Annotated in this window: 20 protein-coding genes and 1 tRNA gene; 10 read left to right on the plus strand and 11 right to left on the minus strand. The window is 39.3% G+C overall.

The window, feature by feature from the left end; all coding sequences use genetic code 11:
* Positions 1-47 precede the first annotated feature (47 nt).
* Positions 48-965, minus strand: coding sequence for a LysR family transcriptional regulator (locus H5116_RS03770; protein ID WP_220487425.1), 918 nt, complete (start codon positions 963-965; stop codon positions 48-50).
* An 80-nt stretch (positions 966-1045) separates the two neighbouring features.
* Here H5116_RS03770 and H5116_RS03775 point away from each other — a divergent pair, with 80 nt between their 5' ends.
* From H5116_RS03775 to H5116_RS03785, 3 genes are all read left to right on the plus strand, one after another.
* On the plus strand, positions 1046-2185 hold the full coding sequence (locus H5116_RS03775; RefSeq protein ID WP_182715595.1) for an alkene reductase: 1140 nt from the start codon (positions 1046-1048) through the stop codon (positions 2183-2185).
* 245 nt (positions 2186-2430) lie between these two features.
* Entirely contained in the window at positions 2431-3195 is a 765-nt protein-coding gene (locus tag H5116_RS03780; protein WP_182715596.1) for a DUF6515 family protein, read from the plus strand.
* 170 nt (positions 3196-3365) lie between these two features.
* Complete coding sequence (locus H5116_RS03785; protein ID WP_002962012.1) at positions 3366-3866, plus strand: RDD family protein; 501 nt, start codon at positions 3366-3368, stop codon at positions 3864-3866.
* A gap of 80 nt (positions 3867-3946) precedes the next feature.
* On the opposite strand, the gene lptG is transcribed toward H5116_RS03785, so the two are convergent.
* On the minus strand, positions 3947-5014 hold the full coding sequence (gene lptG / locus H5116_RS03790) for an LPS export ABC transporter permease LptG (RefSeq protein ID WP_182715597.1): 1068 nt from the start codon (positions 5012-5014) through the stop codon (positions 3947-3949).
* Entirely contained in the window at positions 5011-6123 is a 1113-nt protein-coding gene (gene lptF / locus H5116_RS03795; protein WP_002962016.1) for an LPS export ABC transporter permease LptF, read from the minus strand. Before lptF ends, lptG begins: the two co-directional genes overlap by 4 nt.
* A 309-nt stretch (positions 6124-6432) precedes the next feature.
* On the opposite strand from lptF, the gene pepA reads away from it, so the two are divergent.
* The 3 genes from pepA to H5116_RS03810 all read left to right on the plus strand — a co-directional run bounded on the left by pepA (position 6433) and on the right by H5116_RS03810 (position 11449).
* On the plus strand, positions 6433-7944 hold the full coding sequence (gene pepA, locus H5116_RS03800; protein WP_024595639.1) for a leucyl aminopeptidase: 1512 nt from the start codon (positions 6433-6435) through the stop codon (positions 7942-7944).
* Between the two features lie 149 nt (positions 7945-8093).
* Complete coding sequence (locus tag H5116_RS03805; RefSeq protein WP_002962020.1) at positions 8094-8540, plus strand: DNA polymerase III subunit chi; 447 nt, start codon at positions 8094-8096, stop codon at positions 8538-8540.
* Positions 8541-8593: 53 nt separating this feature from the next.
* On the plus strand, positions 8594-11449 hold the full coding sequence (locus tag H5116_RS03810) for a valine--tRNA ligase (RefSeq protein ID WP_182693182.1): 2856 nt from the start codon (positions 8594-8596) through the stop codon (positions 11447-11449).
* Between the two features lie 113 nt (positions 11450-11562).
* Here H5116_RS03810 and H5116_RS03815 read toward each other — a convergent pair whose 3' ends face one another.
* Positions 11563-12831 carry an outer membrane protein transport protein gene (locus H5116_RS03815; RefSeq protein ID WP_182715598.1) on the minus strand — a complete coding sequence of 423 codons (1269 nt, stop codon included), beginning with the start codon at positions 12829-12831 and terminating at the stop codon, positions 11563-11565.
* A 283-nt stretch (positions 12832-13114) separates the two neighbouring features.
* On the opposite strand from H5116_RS03815, the gene H5116_RS20285 reads away from it, so the two are divergent.
* The gene (locus H5116_RS20285) at positions 13115-13438 is read left to right on the plus strand and encodes a hypothetical protein (protein ID WP_154903641.1); all 324 of its coding nucleotides are present in this window, start codon (positions 13115-13117) and stop codon (positions 13436-13438) included.
* Here H5116_RS20285 and H5116_RS03820 read toward each other — a convergent pair.
* Positions 13398-14612 carry an HD-GYP domain-containing protein gene (locus H5116_RS03820; RefSeq protein WP_182715599.1) on the minus strand — a complete coding sequence of 405 codons (1215 nt, stop codon included), beginning with the start codon at positions 14610-14612 and terminating at the stop codon, positions 13398-13400. The genes H5116_RS20285 and H5116_RS03820 overlap by 41 nt on opposite strands.
* Positions 14613-14948: 336 nt before the next feature.
* On the opposite strand from H5116_RS03820, the gene H5116_RS03825 reads away from it, so the two are divergent.
* Complete coding sequence (locus tag H5116_RS03825; RefSeq protein WP_182715600.1) at positions 14949-16712, plus strand: lysophospholipid acyltransferase family protein; 1764 nt, start codon at positions 14949-14951, stop codon at positions 16710-16712.
* Positions 16713-16819: 107 nt separating this feature from the next.
* On the opposite strand, the gene H5116_RS03830 is transcribed toward H5116_RS03825, so the two are convergent.
* The 3 genes from H5116_RS03830 to H5116_RS03840 form a co-directional block, all read right to left on the minus strand.
* Positions 16820-17524 carry an NRDE family protein gene (locus H5116_RS03830; protein WP_002963038.1) on the minus strand — a complete coding sequence of 235 codons (705 nt, stop codon included), beginning with the start codon at positions 17522-17524 and terminating at the stop codon, positions 16820-16822.
* Positions 17512-18063: a DinB family protein gene (locus H5116_RS03835; RefSeq protein WP_182715601.1), complete on the minus strand. Its 552-nt coding sequence runs from the start codon at positions 18061-18063 to the stop codon at positions 17512-17514. Before H5116_RS03835 ends, H5116_RS03830 begins: the two co-directional genes overlap by 13 nt.
* A gap of 211 nt (positions 18064-18274) precedes the next feature.
* Positions 18275-18349 (minus strand) — tRNA-Arg (locus tag H5116_RS03840).
* A 246-nt stretch (positions 18350-18595) separates the two neighbouring features.
* On the opposite strand from H5116_RS03840, the gene H5116_RS03845 reads away from it, so the two are divergent.
* A complete protein-coding gene (locus H5116_RS03845) occupies positions 18596-18778 on the plus strand; it encodes a hypothetical protein (protein WP_039490259.1) in 183 nt (60 codons plus the stop codon).
* A gap of 3 nt (positions 18779-18781) precedes the next feature.
* Here H5116_RS03845 and H5116_RS03850 read toward each other — a convergent pair whose 3' ends face one another.
* From H5116_RS03850 to H5116_RS03860, 3 genes are all read right to left on the minus strand, one after another.
* On the minus strand, positions 18782-19588 hold the full coding sequence (locus H5116_RS03850) for a phosphotransferase (RefSeq protein ID WP_182715602.1): 807 nt from the start codon (positions 19586-19588) through the stop codon (positions 18782-18784).
* A gap of 3 nt (positions 19589-19591) precedes the next feature.
* Positions 19592-20209: a nicotinamide riboside transporter PnuC gene (gene pnuC / locus H5116_RS03855; RefSeq protein ID WP_002963042.1), complete on the minus strand. Its 618-nt coding sequence runs from the start codon at positions 20207-20209 to the stop codon at positions 19592-19594.
* 201 nt (positions 20210-20410) lie between these two features.
* Entirely contained in the window at positions 20411-20662 is a 252-nt protein-coding gene (locus H5116_RS03860) for a hypothetical protein (RefSeq protein ID WP_002963043.1), read from the minus strand.
* 100 nt (positions 20663-20762) lie between these two features.
* Between H5116_RS03860 and H5116_RS03865 the strand changes: the two genes are divergently transcribed.
* Positions 20763-21002: a DUF2960 domain-containing protein gene (locus H5116_RS03865; protein WP_002963045.1), complete on the plus strand. Its 240-nt coding sequence runs from the start codon at positions 20763-20765 to the stop codon at positions 21000-21002.
* Positions 21003-21023 lie beyond the last annotated feature (21 nt).

Raw genomic sequence — 21023 nt, forward strand, 5'->3', positions numbered from 1 at the left:
TTGCTAATTTAACAGTAAAAAGTAGTCACTTTAGATGTTTTATATCGTTATAAGTTTTGTAATTGCTCTATCAACCATTTATGAATAGGGCTGTTATTAGTACGCGGATGCCATGCGGCTATTACTTTAAATGTAGGGGGCAGAGCTTCTATTTTTAACTGTTTAACTTTGCTGTTAGGTAATAATCTTGATGGGTAAAATGCGAGCATATCGGTTGTATGTAAAATGTCGGGCACCGCAGAAAAACTTGGTACCGACATTACAATATTACGTTTTAGCCCTTGGCTTTCAAACCACTGATCGTGCGATCCGCGCAAATTTGCACGAGATGGCGACACCACTAGCTGTGGATGCTTTGCAAATTGCGCCAAACTCAAAGGTTCAGTGTAAGTCGTGTTACCTATACCGGTAATACACAAATGCTGTTCTTCAAACAAAGTGATATAAGAAAGGTTGTCGGGTATAAATTCTGGAAAGCTTATCAGCAAATCAAGCTCGCCTGCCGTTATAAGTTGATTAACGTTGTCGGATGCAAAGTCGCGCACTATCAGCTTTAAACCTGGCGCTTCGCGGCGGGTAATATTAAATAATTGTGGCAATAAAGCCTGCGTGGCGTAGTCGGTTGCGCTTATGGTAAACACACCTTTATAAGTTTGCGGGCTAAACTGCTCGGGCTCTAGTAACAACTCTAATTGCTTTAAAATATTATTAACAGGTGCCTTGAGCCCTTGCGCTTTAGGAGTAGCAACCATGTTATTGCCTTGGCGAATAAACAAGCGATCGTCAAATAAGTCTCGTAGTTTTCGTAGTTGCTCACTAATAGCTTGTTGCGTTAACCCCATTTTTTTGGCTACTTGTGAAAGATTTTGCAGTTCTAATAAGCTACTGAGTACTCTTAACTGCTTTATATCGAGCCGACTGATACCATTCATAATTGTATGCTGCACAAAAAAGTGTTGTTTCAAATTGTATCTTTAAATCTCTATGCTGCCAATGTTGCTTAACCACTATTTAAGCCTTTGTTTGCTTTATAAGAGAATTTAAAATGAAATCAGATTTAGTTAATACCGCTCCTTTATTCTCATCAATTGAGCTTGGCCCTTTTACACTTAAAAACCGTATTGTGATGCCTCCTCTTACTCGCTCTCGCAGCACTCAGCCTGGCAATATTCCTAATGAATTAATGGCTGAGTATTACTCGCAGCGGGCATCGGCTGGTTTTATGGTTACCGAAGGCACACAAATAGAACCTCGTGGGCAAGGTTACGCTTGGACCCCAGGTATTCACTCGCAAGCACAAATTGAAGGCTGGAAAAAAGTAACACACGCGGTACACGCTAAAGGCGGTGTTATTTTTGCTCAGCTTTGGCATGTAGGGCGCGTATCGCACGCCACACTACAACCAAATTCAGGTAAACCGGTTGGTCCTTCAAACATTGCAGCTGACAATGTAAAAGTATTTATTGAAACCGCACCTGGTGAAGGCGCATTGGCTGACCCAAGTGAGCCTCGTGCATTAAGTACTACTGAGGTTGGTGAACTGGTAAACATGTACGCTCAAGCTGCACGCAATGCTTTAGAAGCTGGCTTTGATGGTGTGGAGCTTCATTGTGCTAACGGCTATTTAGTTAATCAGTTTATTTCTGAGCATACTAATAACCGTGACGATCAATACGGTGGAACGCTTAGTAATCGCCTGCGCTTTTTAAAAGAGATAGTTGAAGCGGTAAGTGACGTTGTAGGCTCTGATCGTTTAGGTGTTCGCTTTGCTCCTTTATTTGAAAGCACAGATGAAACACGAGTGTATTTAGGACTTGTTGAATCAAACCCTCATCACACTTATATCCAGGCCGTTAAAGTGCTTGAGCAAGCAGGTATTGCTTACTTATCGATTGCGGAAGCTGATTGGGATAACGCTCCCGATTTACCACAAGAATTTTATAAAGCAGTCCGAGCTGAATTTTCAGGGCGCATTATTTATGCAGGTAAATACACAGTAGAAAAAGCAGTGCGTATTTTAGGTGAAGGTTACGGTGACTTATTTGCATTTGGTCGCCCATTTATAGCTAACCCTGATTTACCAGAGCGTATAGCAAATAATTGGACGTTTAACGAAGCCGATGCAGCCACTATGTATGGCGGTACTGAAGTAGGTTATAGCGATTATCCTTTTTATCAAAAGTAATTAATCTGCAAAGCCAAGGAAGGCTTAATTACTAATTTCGTATCCATTTTTTGTGATACCACTAATCATTTTGGTGTATCAAAATATTCCTAAAATCGTCAAAAACTAGAGATTATGTCGAGAACCGTCAGTAAAATGTAAAAAGCTGTAAGCATAACTCCGTTTGCTGTTGTATGTCAGTTAACATTCAGTTTGAGCCGCTAGTATTGAACCCAGTTATGTAAAAACATAAACGAGGCAATACTATGAAACTTACTTTTTTACTACCTGCCCTGCTCGCCATTGGCGCAGTATCAGGCTCTGCGCTTGGAGCACAAAACGAGCGAGAGAATGATAAAAGCTTTAAACGCGATCACGACAAACGTGTTGAATATAAACGCGATGAACGCCGCCATGAAAAAAAGCAGCGTATTGAGCATAAAAAAGAAAAACGAGAAGACCGTAAGCAAGAAAAACGTAAGCTTGCTAAGTACAAACAGGAAAAGCGTGAACTACACCGCTACAACCAGCGAAAATATAACTACTTAACAAGCCATCACAATTCAGTCACTTACAGAAAAAATCGATTTATAAACCATTTACCACGCAATAGCGCATCAATCAGATTTAATGGTATTTCGTTTACGTTTAACGACGGCCTTTATTACCGTAAAGCTAAAAGAGGCTACCATGTTGTTAAACCACCTAGAGGCCTGCGTATAAATACGCTACCAAGAAATTACAGGCATTTTAAACACCATAATACGACTTACTACACTTATCAAAATGTGTACTACATTGCGGATAATGATGGTTATACGGTTGTTGATGAGCCATCAACTCGCCTTAATCAGGCAGTAAAAGTGGGTAATGTGAATGACTATAGCTTGGGCCAAACTTACGATTCATTGCCTCAGGCTGCACAGGCCGTAATAATTAACTCACAGCAGTATTTTAAATACGGCGATATTTATTTTTTACCGCAAATAAGTGGTGACGACATAAAATACCTTGCCATTAAGCTAGGTTAAACTCGCTATAAATTAAAAGGCCTTACTGTAAATAGTAGGGTCTTTTTCATTCCCCTCCGTAGGTAGTAATTTACAGCAATAAAATCAATTCTCTCTAAACATTAACATGTCTTAGTATTTGTAAGCTTTTTTGTTAAACTAGCTCGCATATTAATAGTGAGAGTGTATTTATGTCGGGTGAGTTTCCACGTGCTGGTTTTTGGCGCCGTTTTGCGTCGTTGGTCTACGATACGTTAGCCATTATTGCGTTTGCGATGTTAACTGTAGTGCTGTATTTATTTGCAGTACAGGGGCTTATTTCTCTCGATGTAATTAGTTTAAATGGCGCAGAGGATGTATCTGCATTTATTCAAAATTCAAATCTTCTTTCGGGTATTCGTACCGCTCTTTTAATTATTGTTAGCTTAGTATTTTTTGGCTACTTTTGGACTAAAAGCGGGCAAACCATTGGCATGCGTGCATGGCGTTTAAAAGTACAAACTCTTGAAGGTAATTTAATTAGCTGGCCGCAATCAATTATCCGCAGCGTTAGCGCTTTACTCGGTTTAGGTAATTTGGTGGTGTTAGTCGATTTTAAAAACAAAAAAGCACTACAAGACTACATCTCTAAAACAGAAGTTATTGCGCTTACTAAAGAAGAAAACAGACGTATTTATAGTGAGCTTGATTAATACCTGCTTTCCAAAACTGGTAATTAAAAAGCAAAAAGGGTGACCACTGGTCACCCTTTTTAATGCTTTGAATAGGTACTCTATACCCGTTTATTCATCAAATATGTCGCAAAGCCTATAAATATAATACTAGGTAATACCGCCCCTATAATGGCAGGTATTTGGTAAACCATAACTACAGGGCCAAATATTTCATTAGTTAAGTGAAACACGATCCCCGTTACAACACCCATAATAATACGTGCGCCCATAGTAACGGTACGCAGTGGGCCAAATATAAACGAGAGCGCCACCAGCAGCATTACCGCTACAGATACAGGCTGCATAAGCTTACGCCACAGTGCAAGCTCGTAGGTACTAGTGTCTTGTTCGTTTTGCTCTAAGTAAGTTAAATACGACCAAAGCCCAGTAAATGAAAGTGACTCTGGTTTTACCGACACAACTCCTAACTTTTCAGCGGTCAATTGCGAAGAATAAAACTCTTCAGGTAATTGCTCTGTTGTGGTTTTTTCGCTAGTAATAATAACCTTATTTACGTCACGAAGTAGCCAGCCATCTTTTCGGCTCAGTGCATCTTTTGCTTTAGTGATTTGGGTAAGCTCTAACGATTTGTCAAAGTGGTACATGTGTACCCCATTGAGCCTGCCGTTTTCGTCAACATCTTCAATATTAATAAAATTGCTGCCGTCTTTAGCCCATACACCTTTTTGTGTGTTAAATACATCGCCGCCATGTATTGCTTGGTTACGCATTTCTTTGGCGTGTAATTGCGCTTCAGGTGCACCCCATTCGCCAAGTGCCATCATGCATACAGCCATAAATATAGCCGTTTTCATTACAGAGCCAATTATTTGTAAGCGCGACATACCAGCCGCTTGCATCACTACCAGCTCACTGTTTGAGGCAAGTGCCCCCAAACCCGTTAAGCCACCAATTAGCGCAGCCATCGGAAAAAACACCACTAAATCGCCAGGTATTGTGTAAAGCGTGTAAAGCATTGCGGTCATTAAATCGTAACTGCCACGCCCTACCGACTTTAGCTGGTCGATAAACTTAATTAAGGTGCTAATACCAACAAGTACCAACAATGCAAAGCCGGTAGTTTGTAAAATACTGCGGCCTAAATACCAATCAAGCGTTTTCATCATGAGCCTAACTCCCGCTTAGTTACAACGGCTTTAAGCCAAGCGCCCAACGGCCGCCCTTTTATAATTAATAATCCACCTATAAACAAGGCACTTAGATGAATCCACCACAAGCCAATTGAAGGCGGAATTTTGCCATCTTCAACTGCAAATTTAGCGGCATTTAGTAAAATAAAATAGCCTAAGTACAAGCTTATAGCAGGCACTAGTTTTGCAAATTTACCTTGGCGAGGATTAACCACACTTAGCGGTACTGCCAGTAAGGTAAGTAACGGAATTGATAATGGAATAGCGAGTCGCCACTGCCATTGAGCAATAGATTCAGGAGTATTAATGGCGAGTAATTGATTAGTAGGCACAGCCTCTAATTTACGGCGTTGATGCTCTATTTCTTGTTCTCGTATTTGTACGCTGTAACCATCAAATTCTGTTAAGTTAAGTGCAGGCGTTGTGCCATCTGTTTCGTAGCGCTTTCCATCAGTAAGCACGAGCTGTTGCTCACCATTTACGGCTTCAACCACAACACCTTGCTCTGCATATACTAAGCGCGCTAGGTTGCCTTTTTCGCTATCGGGTAACTGTGCAACAAATACCTTATTGAGCTCTTTGCCACCCTTTTCAATATTATGAATAAACACCACGGCTTTTTCGTTACCGGTTTCTTGGAACCGCCCAGCTCTGAGTGCGGATAGCCCCGCATCGGCTTTGGCTTGTTCTTTTAATTGATACTCTTGCTCGCTTGCCCACGGCGCAATATACATAGTCAGTGCTGCGGCTAATATAGCAAGCCCTACACTTGATATAAGTGTTACGCGCACAACATACCATTCACTTACGCCACAGGCTTTAAGTACGGTCATTTCGCTATCGGCATAAATACGGCTGTATGCTAAAATAATGCCTAAAAATATACTCAGCGGAAGTATTAGCGAGGCTAATTGTGGAAGTTTTAGTGCAATCATCGATAGCACTAATTTAGCAGGAATGCTGCCTTCAGAGGCATCACCTAAAATACCAACTAACTTTTGTGACAAAAATATTGTCATCAAAGTTAAAAATACGGCGACCTGCGATTTTAAAACCTCAGCGGTCAAATAACGGAAAATTAGCAATGCTCGCCCCTGTTAAACATGGAATTTCACTACGATAGTGAGAATTGAATAGTTAAATAGCTATTTTACCCAATTAATACCGGCAAATAGGCTATTATTATAAGCCATCAAAATTAATTATCCTACCTAAGTGCACGATATAATGTTGCATTAGTAGCCCTTAAGCATATAAAGTTCAATTACACAGTAAGAGTCTAACAAAATCAGCTAAAATAAGAATTATCCTTACATAAGTTACGTAGATAAGACTAGAAAATACTTTTTTAGCCCCAACTTAGTAACTTAAACGACTCAAAACCAGGAGTAACAATGGAATTTAACGTAAAAAGTGGTAGCCCAGAAAAACAGCGCAGCGCATGTATTGTGGTTGGCGTTTACGAGCCACGTAGGTTATCCCCCATTGGTGAACAACTCGATAAAATTAGTGATGGTTATATCTCTAATTTACTTCGCCGTGGCGATTTAGAAGGTAAGCCAGGCCAAGTTTTATTATTGCATCATGTACCTAATGTATTAAGCGAGCGCATATTGCTTGTTGGTTGTGGTAAAGAGCGTGAGCTTGATGATAAGCAATATAAACAAATCATTTCTAAAACTATTAATACCTTAAACGAAACGGGCTCTATGGAAGCAGTCTGCTTTTTAACAGAGCAACACGTTAAAGGTCGCGACACCTACTGGAAAGTACGTCAGGCAGTTGAGACAACGCAAGACTGCTTATATACGTTTAACCAACTGAAAAGTAAAAAAGTAGACCCTCGCCGTCCACTTCGCAAAATGGTGTTTAACGTACCAACACGACGCGAACTAACTATTGGCGAAAGCGCTATTGAGCATGGTTTAGCCATTGCTGCAGGTAGTAAGCTATGTAAAGACGTAGCTAATATGCCACCAAATATTTGTAACCCTGTGTACTTAGGTGAACAAGCACAAGAGCTGGCAACTGATTTTGACAACATCACTGTTGATCTTATTGACGAAAAGCAAATGGCAGAACTTGGTATGAATTCTTACCTAGCTGTTGGCCGAGGTAGTGATAACGAATCGATTATGTCGATTATTAACTACAAAGGCGCCGCTGATGACCAAGCCCCTATTGTACTTGTTGGTAAAGGTCTAACGTTTGATTCAGGCGGTATTTCATTAAAACCAGGCGAAGGCATGGACGAAATGAAATACGACATGGGCGGAGCAGCAGGCGTTATTGGCGCAATGCGTGCACTTGCACAAATGCAATTGCCGATTAACGTTATTGGTGTTTTAGCGGGTTGTGAAAACATGCCTGGCTCAAATGCGTATCGCCCAGGTGATATTTTAACAACAATGTCAGGGCAAACAGTTGAAGTGTTAAACACCGACGCTGAAGGCCGCTTAGTATTATGCGACGCACTAACATATGTTGAACGATTTAACCCAGATACGGTTATTGACGTAGCAACGCTAACTGGCGCGTGTATTGTAGCCCTTGGCGCGCATGCTACTGGTTTACTATCAAACCATAACCCACTTGCACACGATTTATTAAAAGCGTCTGAGCAAAGTGGCGACCGTGCATGGCAGTTACCGTTATGGGATGACTATCAAGATCAACTAGAAAGCCCATTTGCTGACTTTACGAACTTAGGTGGACGCTCTGCGGGTACTATTACTGCGGCATGTTTCTTATCTAAATTTACTAAAAAGTATAATTGGGCACATTTAGATGTTGCCGGTACAGCGTGGCGCAGTGGCGCTAAAAAAGGCGCAACGGGCCGTCCTGTTCCTATGCTTACTCAGTATTTATTAAATCGAGCGGGTGTAAGCGAAGCTACGCACGATTAATAATCTATTTAGCTATTTATAAGGCGCCATTTGGCGCCTTATTTATTTGTGTATTAATTGAAGCAAACCCCGTTATATGGCAAAATCTGCCTCTTAATTTGTGTATATCAATTTGGTATACATTCAATGCCATGGGAAACCCCGATACAATGAACATGAACGCTAAATTTTTCGTTCTAAAGCAACAAGATGAGTCTAAAGCGAAGGCTGACGATCATTTTGCATTGGCAGCTCAAATTGCGGCCGATCAGTATCGAAATGGGCAGCGTGTGTTTATTTGTGTTAACGATAACGAAGCAGCCTGTGCCATTGATGAAATAATTTGGGCATTCGATCCAGATAGTTTTGTGCCACATAATTTACAAGGTGAAGGCCCTAAAGGCGGCGCACCTGTAGAAATTGGTATTACGCCACCTGTTGGCAATCGTAAAGTTTTAATTAACTTGGCTACTCAGTTACCGGATTATATTCGTCGGTTTAACCAAGTTTTTGATTTTGTACCCGTAGAACCAGCTGCTAAGCAAGCAGCCCGCGAGCGTTTTAAAAAGCTACGCCAACTCGGTGCCAATCTCACCACGCAAGATATTAATAGCTAGCCAATCAGGCAAACTAACCAACTAATTTAAGTACTTATTTAAGGTTCTGTGTAATGGATAAAACCTACAATCCGCAAGATATTGAACAGTCTCTATATCAAGACTGGGAACAAAAAGGCTACTTTAAGCCATCTGGCCAAGGCGTACCATATTCAATTATGATCCCGCCGCCAAATGTCACTGGTAGCTTACACATGGGCCACGCCTTCCAAGATACAATAATGGATACCCTAACGCGTTTTAAACGTATGCAAGGTAACAACACATTATGGCAAGTAGGTACTGACCACGCAGGTATTGCAACGCAAATGTTGGTTGAGCGTAAACTGCATGCCGAAGAAGGCAAAACACGCCACGATTTAGGCCGCGAAGATTTTATTAATAAAATCTGGGAATGGAAAAAAGAATCTGGCGGTACTATCACTAAGCAGCTTCGTCGCCTTGGCGCATCGGTTGATTGGGATCGTGAACGCTTTACCATGGATGATGGTTTATCTGAAGCTGTTAAAGAAGTGTTTGTACGCCTCCATAAAGAAAACCTAATTTACCGAGGCAAGCGCCTAGTAAACTGGGATCCAAAATTACACACGGCTATTTCTGATCTTGAAGTTGAAAACAAAGACAAGCAAGGCCACATGTGGAACTTACGTTACCCATTAGCTGATGGCGTTACAACACAAGACGGAAAAGACTACATAGTAGTAGCAACAACACGTCCTGAAACCATGTTGGGTGACTCAGGTGTTGCAGTAAATCCTGATGATGAGCGCTACACAGATTTAATCGGTAAAGAGATTTTATTACCCATCGTTAATCGTCGTATTAAAATTGTTGCTGACGAACACGCCGATAAAGATAAAGGCACGGGCTGTGTAAAAATAACCCCAGCGCACGACTTTAACGATAACGAAGTGGGCAAGCGTCATCAAATGCCTATGATCAACATTTTCGATAAAGACGCCGCTATTCTTACCCAAGGTGAAACATACACCTTTGACGGTAAAGAGCTTGAGTTTGATGCACCAATACCTGAGCGCTTGCACGGCCTAGATCGTTTTGCAGCGCGTAAAGCAATTGTGGCAGAATTTGAAGAACTAGGTTTACTTGAAAAAATTGAAGACCATGGTTTAACTGTTCCTTACGGCGATCGCTCTGGTGTGGTAATTGAGCCACTGCTTACCGACCAATGGTATGTACGTGTTGCACCACTTGCTGAACCTGCAAAAGACGCTGTTAAAAACGGCGACATTCAATTTGTACCTAAGCAATACGAAAACATGTACTTCTCGTGGATGAACGACGTACAAGATTGGTGTATTTCACGCCAGCTTTGGTGGGGTCACCGCATTCCAGCTTGGTACGACAGTGAAGGCAATGTATTTGTTGGTCGCGACGAAGCTGAAGTACGCCGTGAAAACAACATTGCAGATAACGTAACACTAAGCCAAGACGAAGACGTACTTGATACGTGGTTCTCGTCAGCACTTTGGACTTTCTCTACACAAGGTTGGCCTGAAAATACCGATGATTTAAAAACCTTCCATCCGTCTGACGTGCTGGTAACTGGTTTTGATATTATTTTCTTCTGGGTTGCGCGCATGATTATGATGACGCTGCACTTTGTGAAAGACGAAAATGGCAAACCACAAGTTCCGTTTAAAACCGTGTATGTAACGGGCTTAATACGTGATGACAATGGCGATAAAATGTCTAAGTCAAAAGGTAACGTACTTGACCCACTAGACATGATTGACGGCATTGAACTTGAAGACCTAGTACAAAAACGTACTGGTAACATGATGCAGCCAAAACTTGCCGCTAAAATTGAAAAAGATACGCGTAAAGTATTTGCAGGCGGTATTGAGGCACACGGCACCGACGCCCTTCGCTTTACACTTGCTGCAATGGCATCTACCGGTCGTGATATTAACTGGGACATGAACCGCCTTGAAGGTTACCGTAACTTCTGTAATAAATTATGGAACGCGAGCCGTTACGTATTAATGAATACAGAAGAGCAAGACTGTGGTTTTGCAAACGATGCACAAAAAGAGCTTTCATTAGCTGACCGCTGGATTTTAGGTCAATTTGAGTCAACAGTTAAAACATACACTGAGCACCTTGATAACTACCGCTTTGACTTAGCTGCTAACACGCTTTACGAATTCACTTGGAACCAGTTCTGTGATTGGTACTTAGAGCTAACTAAGCCGGTATTATTTAAAGGTAATGAAGCGCAGCAACGTGGTACACGTAATACACTTATTACCGTACTTGAAAGCTTACTGCGTTTAATGCACCCAATGATGCCGTACATCACTGAAACGATTTGGCAACGTGTTGCACCTCTTGCAGGCCTTGAAACAACAAACACCAGCATTATGGTTCAGCCGTTCCCTGTATATAATGAAGCAAGCGTTGATGCTAAAGCGATGGACGACTTAGAGTGGGTTAAACAATTCATTTTAGCTATTCGTAACATTCGTGGTGAAATGGATATTAGCCCAAGTAAACCGCTTAGCGTATTACTTGCTAATGCATCAAGCGACGACGTGCGCCGTATTGAAGAAAACAAATCATTTTTAGCATCACTTGCAAAAATTGAAGAGTTTACAATGCTTGAAAACAAAGACGACGCACCTGCATGTGCAACGTCTTATGTTGGCAACCTTGAGATCATGATCCCAATGGCGGGCTTAATTGATGTAGAAGCCGAGCTTTCACGTATTAATAAGCAACTCGAAAAAGCAGAAAAAGGCCTAGCACAAGTGCAAAACAAACTCGCTAACGAAAAGTTTGTTAATAACGCACCTGAAGCGGTACTTGCTAAAGAAAATGCAAAACTGGCTGAGTTTAGCGATGCTAAAACTAAGCTACTTGAGCAAAAAACTAAAATAGAAAGCTTATAAGCTTTCATAAAATGCCTATTAACACTATTTAATATGCATTAAAAAAGCCGCTCACTTTAATTAAAGTGAGCGGCTTTTTTGTGCCCTGTGATTAACCACGAGACACTTCTACATTAAAACTTGTAGTTATACTGAGCGCCAAGTAATACCGCGTGGCCTTTAGATTCGAAGCCCCACTGGCTGCCCGAGTCATCAGCTTCTGTGAACGTTTGTGTTTTACCACGGATGATACTTACACCAAGATCAACGTTAGAGTTTTGATCAATTGTGTAGTTACCGCCAAACGAGAACCAAAAGCGATCGGTATCAGGAATAGAGATTGATAGGTGCGTTTGTGATACTGGAGACTCATCAAATGCAACACCGGCACGAAGTAGTAAATCTTCGTTGTATTGGTAATCAGCACCTACAGAGTATCTGAAAGAGTCATCAAACTGCTCTTGCTTTTCAAACGCAACAAACTTATCACCAGTTGGTAACGTTACTTGTGCTTCTAGTGATTCAAAGCTGCTCCAACCTGTCCATAATACACTGTAATGTAGGCCTAACTTATCACCTAACTGATGTGAGCCAGAAAACTCAGCAATAGCTGGTAGTGTTAGATCAACAGCTCCTGGTAGCTTAGCGCCGCCTGTACCACCAATAGCTGCTGGTAGATCGTTTGAGAAGTCACCATCAAATGTGATGTCTGTTTCGCTACGATAGTTAAAACCAAAACGGCTGTTATCATCTAGCTGGTACATTAAACCAACGTTTAAACCAAAACCAGTATCATCACCTTGAAGGTTTACAGCATCAGCACCAAAATCAATACCGCTTGCATTAGCACCCACTTTACGAATAACAGTTGCATCAGCATAAATAGCGTTTAAACCAATACCAAAGCTGAATTGCTCAGTTACTTTATAAGCAACGCTTGCATTAAGGTTAACAGTAAAGATTTCTGTTTCGCCAGCAATTTGGCCAGCAACGTATTCGTCGTTAAACTCTGTAGATAAACCAAAGTTAGAAAATGCGCCAAAACCAATCGATACTTTATCGTTGTAAGGCATAGTAAAGTAAACAGCAGGTACTACAGCACTTGGTGCAATGCTGTCGTCATCTAATGCACTTGGGTCAATACCGTTATTAGTACTTTCGCCTTCAATACTTACATCTGGAATTACACCAATAGCAGCAACACTTAGTTGTTTATCTTTAAATAAAGTCATTAGTGCTGGGTTACGTGCAACTACAGACGCATCGTCTGCGATAGAAGCTTCACCAGCGTATGCACGGCCTAAACCCGATGCATTTTGCTCTGATAATTGAAACGCAGCTGCAAAGCTATCAGCTGAAACAAATGCAAGCGAAGCTGCAATAAGAGTTTTAGAAAATTTCATTGTTGAGTCCTTAACCAAACTGACTGTCTGGGTACTATGTGTGTTGTTATTAGGATTTGAAACTTTGCTACACTACCTTAATTTTTTGTAAAAAACTCTATGAATGCGTCAAAAAACAGCAAAAAACATGTTATTTAACGACATTTTAACAACTATTTAAAACTCATCGGATGAGAAATGTGTTATTAGAGTTAAAACTCTAATTGTAATTAATTATCATTTAGATTGACTTGAAATATATAGCAAATTACACTCACTATAAAATCGCAAAGGAAGTAAAACTGTGATCATTTTATTTATTATTACAGGGCTAATATTTTGTGGGGCGAGTGTATTTTGCTTTTACAAAGCAAACTACTGCGCATGCACTCAAGCAGGACAATGCGATAACCCCGTAAACCATTATTGGTTAGGGGCAATGTTAAATGCGTTGATTTCTTTAGCGCTTTGTTGTTTTGCATTGCATGTAGAGTTAGGTACTTTGCTATGGTTAACACTGATGGGGAGTTGTTTTTTGGGTGCGTTTATTTCTGCAAAACAAACTAAAAAAAGGCAATGCAGTAAAACTAGTTCAACAAATGCTCTTTTAGCAGGCGAGACAAATTAATCTGATAATCAAGAGGCTTAACACTCGCTAGTATTTTAAGCTCTTGGGTGTGCTCACTTAAATCTATGTCTTTAGGTGTAACATGATGATTATGCTTAGCATTATAAAATAGCTTAATTTTAGGTTTAATAGGATTTAATACGTTCCCCTCAAGCACTAAGGCTAAACGTTCATTCGTTAATTTTACAATAGTCCCTACCGGATGGACCCCCAAGCACTTTATAAAGCGCTGAACTAACTCACCATCAAACAAGTGCTTATTGGCTAATAAGTAGCGTAATGCATTAATAGGCTCATCACCCTCTTGGTGCATTCTATCGGCTGTCATAGCATCGTACACATCTACAATTGCCATTATACGCGCCGGGCGACTTAACTTTTCAGCCTGCAGGCCTCGCGGATAACCAGAGCCATCTAAACGCTCATGATGATTTACTATCATATCGAGCATAAGGGGAGTTATACCCTTCTCACCTTTAACTAAACCTAAACCTTGGGCAACATGCTTTTTAATTGCTGCTAGCTCGTTATTACTTAGTTTAGTTGGCTTGGAAAATATACCCTGCGGTAATTTAGCTTGGCCCAAGTCATGAAGTAACGCCCCCATTGCAAGCTCTTGTACAACAGCTTTTCCATACCCTAAGTATTTAGCAAATACAGCAGTAAAAATGGCGCAGTTGATCATATGCCGCCAGTTATAGCTATGTTTGTCTTTTATACGAGTAAGAATAGTCATAGCGTTAGCATTACGAAAAACTGAGCTGACTATCTCGCTGGCAATTTCATCAAGCACTTTTATATTAACACTCAGGCCAGATGTTAAATCGCCATATAATGATTGTAACTTTCGGCCATGCTGATCGTAATTTACAGTCGCTTTAGCAAACTCCTGTTCGATAGAAATAGCTATAGATGTTTTTTCTACTTTTTTTTGGCTATTAGATGTTTTAGGTGCGCTTTGGGGCTTATATTTGGCAGGAACTGGCGCATCACCTTTAGTAAAATCTATAAGCAGCTCGAGCACCCCTTCAGACACTAAACGCTTAATAATAGATTTGTCGCGCACCAAGCCACTGGTCTTAATTTTTATGCTATTGCTCCCCTCGTGTTGCTTAGTAACGCTATCAACGTACATACCAGGGGTGAGCTCAGACACAGGCAAAGTAATTAGCATAAAGGTGAGATTTTTTACATTTAAAGTAGATGTACCTTAAATAGCATTAATTAAGCTTAAAAGTCTAGTTTTTGAGTTGTAAGTAGTGATATATAACTACAAAGGATTACTTGCTGTATCACTCTTATTAGCTGTAGTGGGTAACCTTATTTTATGGATAATTAAAACCCTCTTCTATTTTCTTAATAACCTACAACCATTTAGCACTTAAAAGACTATTTGAGTATTATTTTTACGCTTTTAAACAAACTTAATTAACCTAATTTGAACATAATGTGGTTTTTCCTCGGTCTAAATATACACAACAGCTATAAAAATTTAAGAGCATCAACGTATATGACAAAATTAAACCACCCCGTATCAAACTTAAGTGTAGCGGCAATAAGCACCGTTTCTCCTTTGAGTCATATACTAAAAATAGCCGCTCCGCTGCTCGATAGCCTATTGGGCATCAATAAGCTGCGTGATATATACCTCTGTAATAATTTATCGGGTTTAGATAAACAAGAGTTTAGTGAAAAGCTGTTAAATGTATTAGGTATAAATGTGCTTGGTGCACAAGGTGTTATTGACAAAATACCAAAGCATGGCCCTTGCATAGTGGTATGTAATCATCCTTATGGCATGATTGAGGGCGTAATAATTGCAAATTTACTCACCCATTATCGTAGCGATACAAAAGTAATGGCTAACGTGGGTTTAAAAATATTTAAAGAAATTAAAGACTATTTTATTTTTGCTAACCCACTAAAACCAAAAGCAGCCATTAATACCAGCGCAATAAAACAGTGTTTTAGTCATGTTAAAAATGATGGCTTACTTGTGGTTTTTCCTGCGGGAAGAGTGTCATTTTTTCAATCAGAAAAACAGCGTGTAACTGACGGGCAATGGAATCGCTTAGCCGCTCAACTAGCTTTAAAAACACAAGCTCCTTTATTGCCTGTATTTATTAGCGGTCAGAATAGCTCAACCTTTTATAACTTGGGGCGTGTTTACTACCGATTTAGATTATTAATGCTAATACGCGAATTACTTAAAATTCAAAAAAGCTCTATTAGCTTAAGCGCTGGTAATTTACTTACACCCAAATTATTAAATAAGTTTGAAAAAACTGACGACATAAACGCACTTGCGCGCTTGCAATGTTACTTAAACGATGAGCGCTTTGTAACGCCTTGGCAAGAGGATAACCAATCAACACAGCTCAAAGCCATTATGCAGGAAGTTGATAAAACAAAAATGAAAAATGAGCTTGCTAACTTGCCAAGCGAGCAGCACTTAGTCGATTTTAAAGGTTACTCAGTTTATTACGGCTACCAAGAGCAAATACCTAATTGCGTTACTGAAATAACACGCCTCAGAGAAATAACTTTTCGCACATTAAACGAAGGAAGTGGCGAGCCATGCGACACAGATAAGTTTGATGCGACTTACATGCATTTGTTTATTTTTGATCATAAAAATGAAGAAATTATTGGTGCTTATAGAATTGGACAAACCGATTTATTACAAAAAAATAGCGACGTGAGCCCTCTTTATTTATCGCAAATGTTTAACTTTGAACCTTCTTTTATTAATCAGCAACAGCCGTGCTTAGAAATGGGTCGATCGTTTATAGTTCAAAAGCATCAGGGCAGTTACCATGGTTTATTGCTGCTATTTAAAGGGATTGGTGCGTTTATGGCGCAAAATCCACGCTATAGGACTTTATATGGCACTGTTTCATTAAGTAAACTTTATGACCCTCGTTCTGTTGCAATTATTGACCATGCAATGGTTAATAATAAACAAGGTGTTAGCGCCAATACGCCTTTTAATAATAAGCTCCACCCAGAGTTTGAATACTTTATTAATGACCACACGTTAAATATAAGCCATGTATCAGCATTGGTTATGGGAATAGAAGAAGATAAAAAAGACATACCGATTTTATTAAAGCAATACCACAAGCTAGGCGCTCAATTTCATTGCATGGGCATTGATAGCAACTTTAATCACACGCCAGGATTACTTTTAAGTGTGCACTTACCAAGTGCGCCTGAAAAGCTACTTAGGCTCTACCTTGGTGATAAAAAGGATGATTATATAAATCACTCATAATTTTTACCTGCTGCTTAATGTAGCAGGTAAAATACAGTTAACAAAAAAGTCGACGCTATTAATTGCGTCGACTTTTTTAGTTATGTAACAGCTATAAAAATATTTAGTTAAGCTGCAGCCACTTTTAAACAACCAATGCTACTAATGAGCTGAGACTGCTTATCAAAATAATTAAAGCGTATAGTGTTACCAACTTTAATATGACTAATACTGACCGTCATTGCATCTTCTCTTAGCATGTTTACGCCATATTGCCCTTGTTCGGCTTTACTGTAATGAAACGCTAAAAACTGCTCACTTTCAGGATGTCTTAAATCAATAAGTTGCTTAAATTGTTGTTTACGCTTTTGTGTCACCGTTTCAAGCTCAACACCTGATGACGTAGCAAGTGGTTCAACTTGGCAGTGGATTAACTGCTTTGCATCCCACCTAACAAAAACCACGTTATTGTTATTTATCGATAGCCCATCCGGAAAAATACACAACTTAAAAGGCGCGTAGCCCGATAAATCCATGTTTTGTAATTGGTACAATGCAGGGGCTTTATTGCTCAGTAAATGAGGGATTAACAGACCTCTACTATGCTTTACCGCAGTTATATCAAATACACTTTGGTAATCATTTAATAATGCGAGTGTTTGCCCAAAATGCGATACCCCAAGCCAAGTACCTCCTCCTTGCGGATCAATGGGGAAAATTGCATTGCCCTGGTGCTTACTTGGAGCGATTGCCGTTTCTCGTGTTTTTTGCTCATCGCGATTAAAAAATAGCTCGTAGCCATCATCAGTTAAAAAGTAGCTTAACGTGCACATTTTAATTTTGCATCGATTTTGGTTGTGCTGGCTGGCTGGCTATTTTCTCTTAAAAAAGTAGCTGTACTTGGTGCTAAACCAAAGCTTTGATCGAGCTGCGACTTTTGAGCAAAAGAAATTTGTGAAATCATCGCGTAATGGTGCACAGCGTGACTGCCTACAAAAATAAGCTCTCGCGCAAGTGATGTGGTTACTGTTTGTACATTTTTGCTTTTAATTGAAACTTCGCTTGAAAGTGATAACGGTTTATTAAAATCATCTGGACTTAGCTGTTCAATCCACGTTGTTATTTCGGCAATTTTTTTTATTGCAGCAGTTGGAGAGTTTTCAATATCTCCTCCTCTTAAGCGGCAATCATAATCTACTTTTTGCGTGCTAAAGCCGGTCATTAAAGATTGATAATGATCGATAATATGTCGCATATGAGCTCCAGCCGAGCTAATAAAGTTAGGAGTGATGACTTGGGAATAGTCCTCTTTAGTTACACCTTCAAGATAAGCGTGTCCTTGAGCTAGTATCTCTAATTGACTATTTAACATTAAATCGGTCTTCCTCATTTATCACTAAAACTTATATGCAAATAATTACAACATGATTTTTGGATGCTAATTTTGCATTGTATAAATAACTAGAAAGCTGTTTTTAAAATTAACTTTCAAAGTTTTTGCAGTAAATGCATTTTTAAATACAAGAGTAATTAATAAGAAGCTAGGTAATATAGAGAGGATAATTAATACATATAAAAGCAAATGGCGCTCTCGGTAGGGATCGAACCTACAACTCAGCCTCCGGAGGGCCACGTGATATCCATTTCACCACGAGAGCACATTTGTTGCCGCCACACCAACTCGCGATATCAGTGCTTTAGCACCCGCAATGATAAAGAGATCTTTAAATAAATACCAGTAAGATCAGCTTATATGCTTATTAATTAAACTCTTTTAAATAAAACACTTCACAAAGGCTTAAAAACACGCTATTTATTCTTATTAGATAAGAAACAGTAACGGTTTAGTAACATTAAAATTATGATTGTCGCTGTGAGGATTAGTTTAATACGAGGAAATAATGATGAGTTTAATGTCTACTGAGCAAGTCGCTGAATTTTTAGGTGTAAAAGTAGAGCGTGTAAAACGCCTCTCTAGAGAAAGTTTATTAATTGCTAAATCTGAAGACGAGAATGGCGAACCACAATTTGATGCGGCCGAAGTAACAAAGTACAAAGAGCTCGCTGAACGCTTTGGTGGTTTGTAACTTTTATAAAAAAGTATTAGTAACAAGTTTATTTAGCTGCGCACGTAACATTATAGATTTACTAGTTATGTTGCGCTCCTCATACCAAGCAATACATAACACCAAAAAAAACAGTTTATAGTAATTTAGCTTATCTATTGATGGGTAAAACGTGCTTGTTTTATCAACGCTATTTTTATAGTTGTTTAACAATGTACTGTCACTGCTCTCATTAAGATTAAAGCTCACTGCAAGGGCTGCCAAATCAAAATATACATCGTTAGTTTGCGCGTACTCAAAATCAATTAAATACATGCCCGAAGCATTTACAATAATGTTATCTTTTACCAAGTCATTATGACAAAAGCCTTCATCAAATTGCATGGCTGCAACTACTTTGAGTGCCTGCTCTATTTGAGGTTTATATTGCGTATATACGCCGGTGCTTTGATAAAAATGCAGCTCTTTAGCTATTTCCATTGGCGCAGTAGACGCTTTGTAATTATGTACTTGGGCAAGTTTATTAATAAAGCTAAGCGTTATATCCGATTGCGCTGTATTACCTTCAATATAATTAAATACCGCACGGCTATTCTTTTTATCGAGCCAAACAGGCGCAGGACATATATTAAGCTCACTTAAAAAACGCTGTGCTTCAAGTCCTATGGCTGGCCAATGGCTTTTATAACACTTTAATAAATACCCTTGTTGTTTGGTACGTATTAAAAAATTATCGTTACTAAAACCATTTAGTAGTCGCTCGCTTGAAGTAACGCTAGTAGGCTCTATAAACGCCCTACACATTTTTACTAGCTGATTATGCTCAATCATTAATTAAAGCTGAGCTAGCGGCTTAGCTTGGCTTTGTTCGTACTCTTCGTACCAAGTTTTAAAGCCCCACGCGGCCATAATGGTATAAAATATAAAGAGCGCAAGCGTTGGGTAATAGCCTTTTTCATAATATAAATACATGGAAGCTGCATCTATTACAATCCAGTACAGCCAGTTTTCGAGGACTTTTTTAGCAACTAAGTAAGTAGTTACTACGGCAAAACACGTTGTGAAACTATCAAGATAAGCAAAATCGGCATGCGTATAGTTTTGCATAACGTAACCAATTGTAATTGCAGCTACGGTTGTTAAACTAATTAAAACAGCATGACGGTTTATCGACCACGATGTAATATTTAAATTTTCAGCTTTGCCTTTTCTCCATACAACCCATCCAAACACAGCCATATACATATAATAAAAATTAAGTAACGACTCCATGAGCAATGCGCCATTCCAGTACATAATTGTATAAATGAGCGTGCTAAAAAATGCCGCCGGCCAACACCATAAGCTTTCCTTTATTGCCAATAATAAGTACGCCATCGACAATCCTACCGCAATGTATTCCCAATGCGACATTGCTGTAAAACCGCTTAAGGTTTGTGTTAAAAAGTCCATATTATGCAATCACCGTTTAGTTGCGCCATTTGTTATACCAACCTGCTTATATACGGGGTCTATTTAACGTTAAGAAAACCACGCTAAAACTAGGCAAAAATTTTTGTATCTAGTTGTTCTAAATAAAAAATTTTTAACGACGTTATAGTGCAATTTAATTCGTTAAATTGATCAAAGATTTATGCAGATTGGTATTATAGATTATTCAGGCGATAAGTCGCCAGAGAGAAACTTACATACAAAAATAGCTTTACCAAATTCTTCATATGAGCGCTTAATTTCGGTATTTAACACCTGCATTACTAAATCATAATCACCAAAAATTTGCGTTGATAGCGTATTAGTAATCACTTTTAAATTTTCGTATTCGTTTAAGCGGTCAATAAAGCCTTTAATAAACGGAATGTAATCTTGGTGAAGTGGATATTTACTGATCTCTACTGATAATTTCATTTTAAACTCTACTTTTTAATTATTTGATTTAAACAAATCATTCAATGCCAGTTCAATACAGTGTAAAATTATACTAACACTCAATTTAACTGAGCTTATTATGGCACGCAGAATAACGTATACATTTAAAAACCAACCGCGCGAAATTAACTTCGCAAAAGATAAATACCACGACATGTATCAAGCTATTGCTGCTGCCGAGGGTATTGATTTAACAAATTACTTAAATATGGTACGCCAAATAGAAATGACCTCAAAAGGGTCTGCTTCTGTTCGTAACTTTCGCGACCAAGAATTTGCCCGTATGGGCTTTAGCGACATTTACTTTATAAAAGAGTAATTATACCCAATTGGTATACGC

The sequence above is a fragment of the Pseudoalteromonas sp. SG45-2 genome (genome assembly GCF_014164115.1).
GTDB lineage: Bacteria > Pseudomonadota > Gammaproteobacteria > Enterobacterales > Alteromonadaceae > Pseudoalteromonas > Pseudoalteromonas distincta.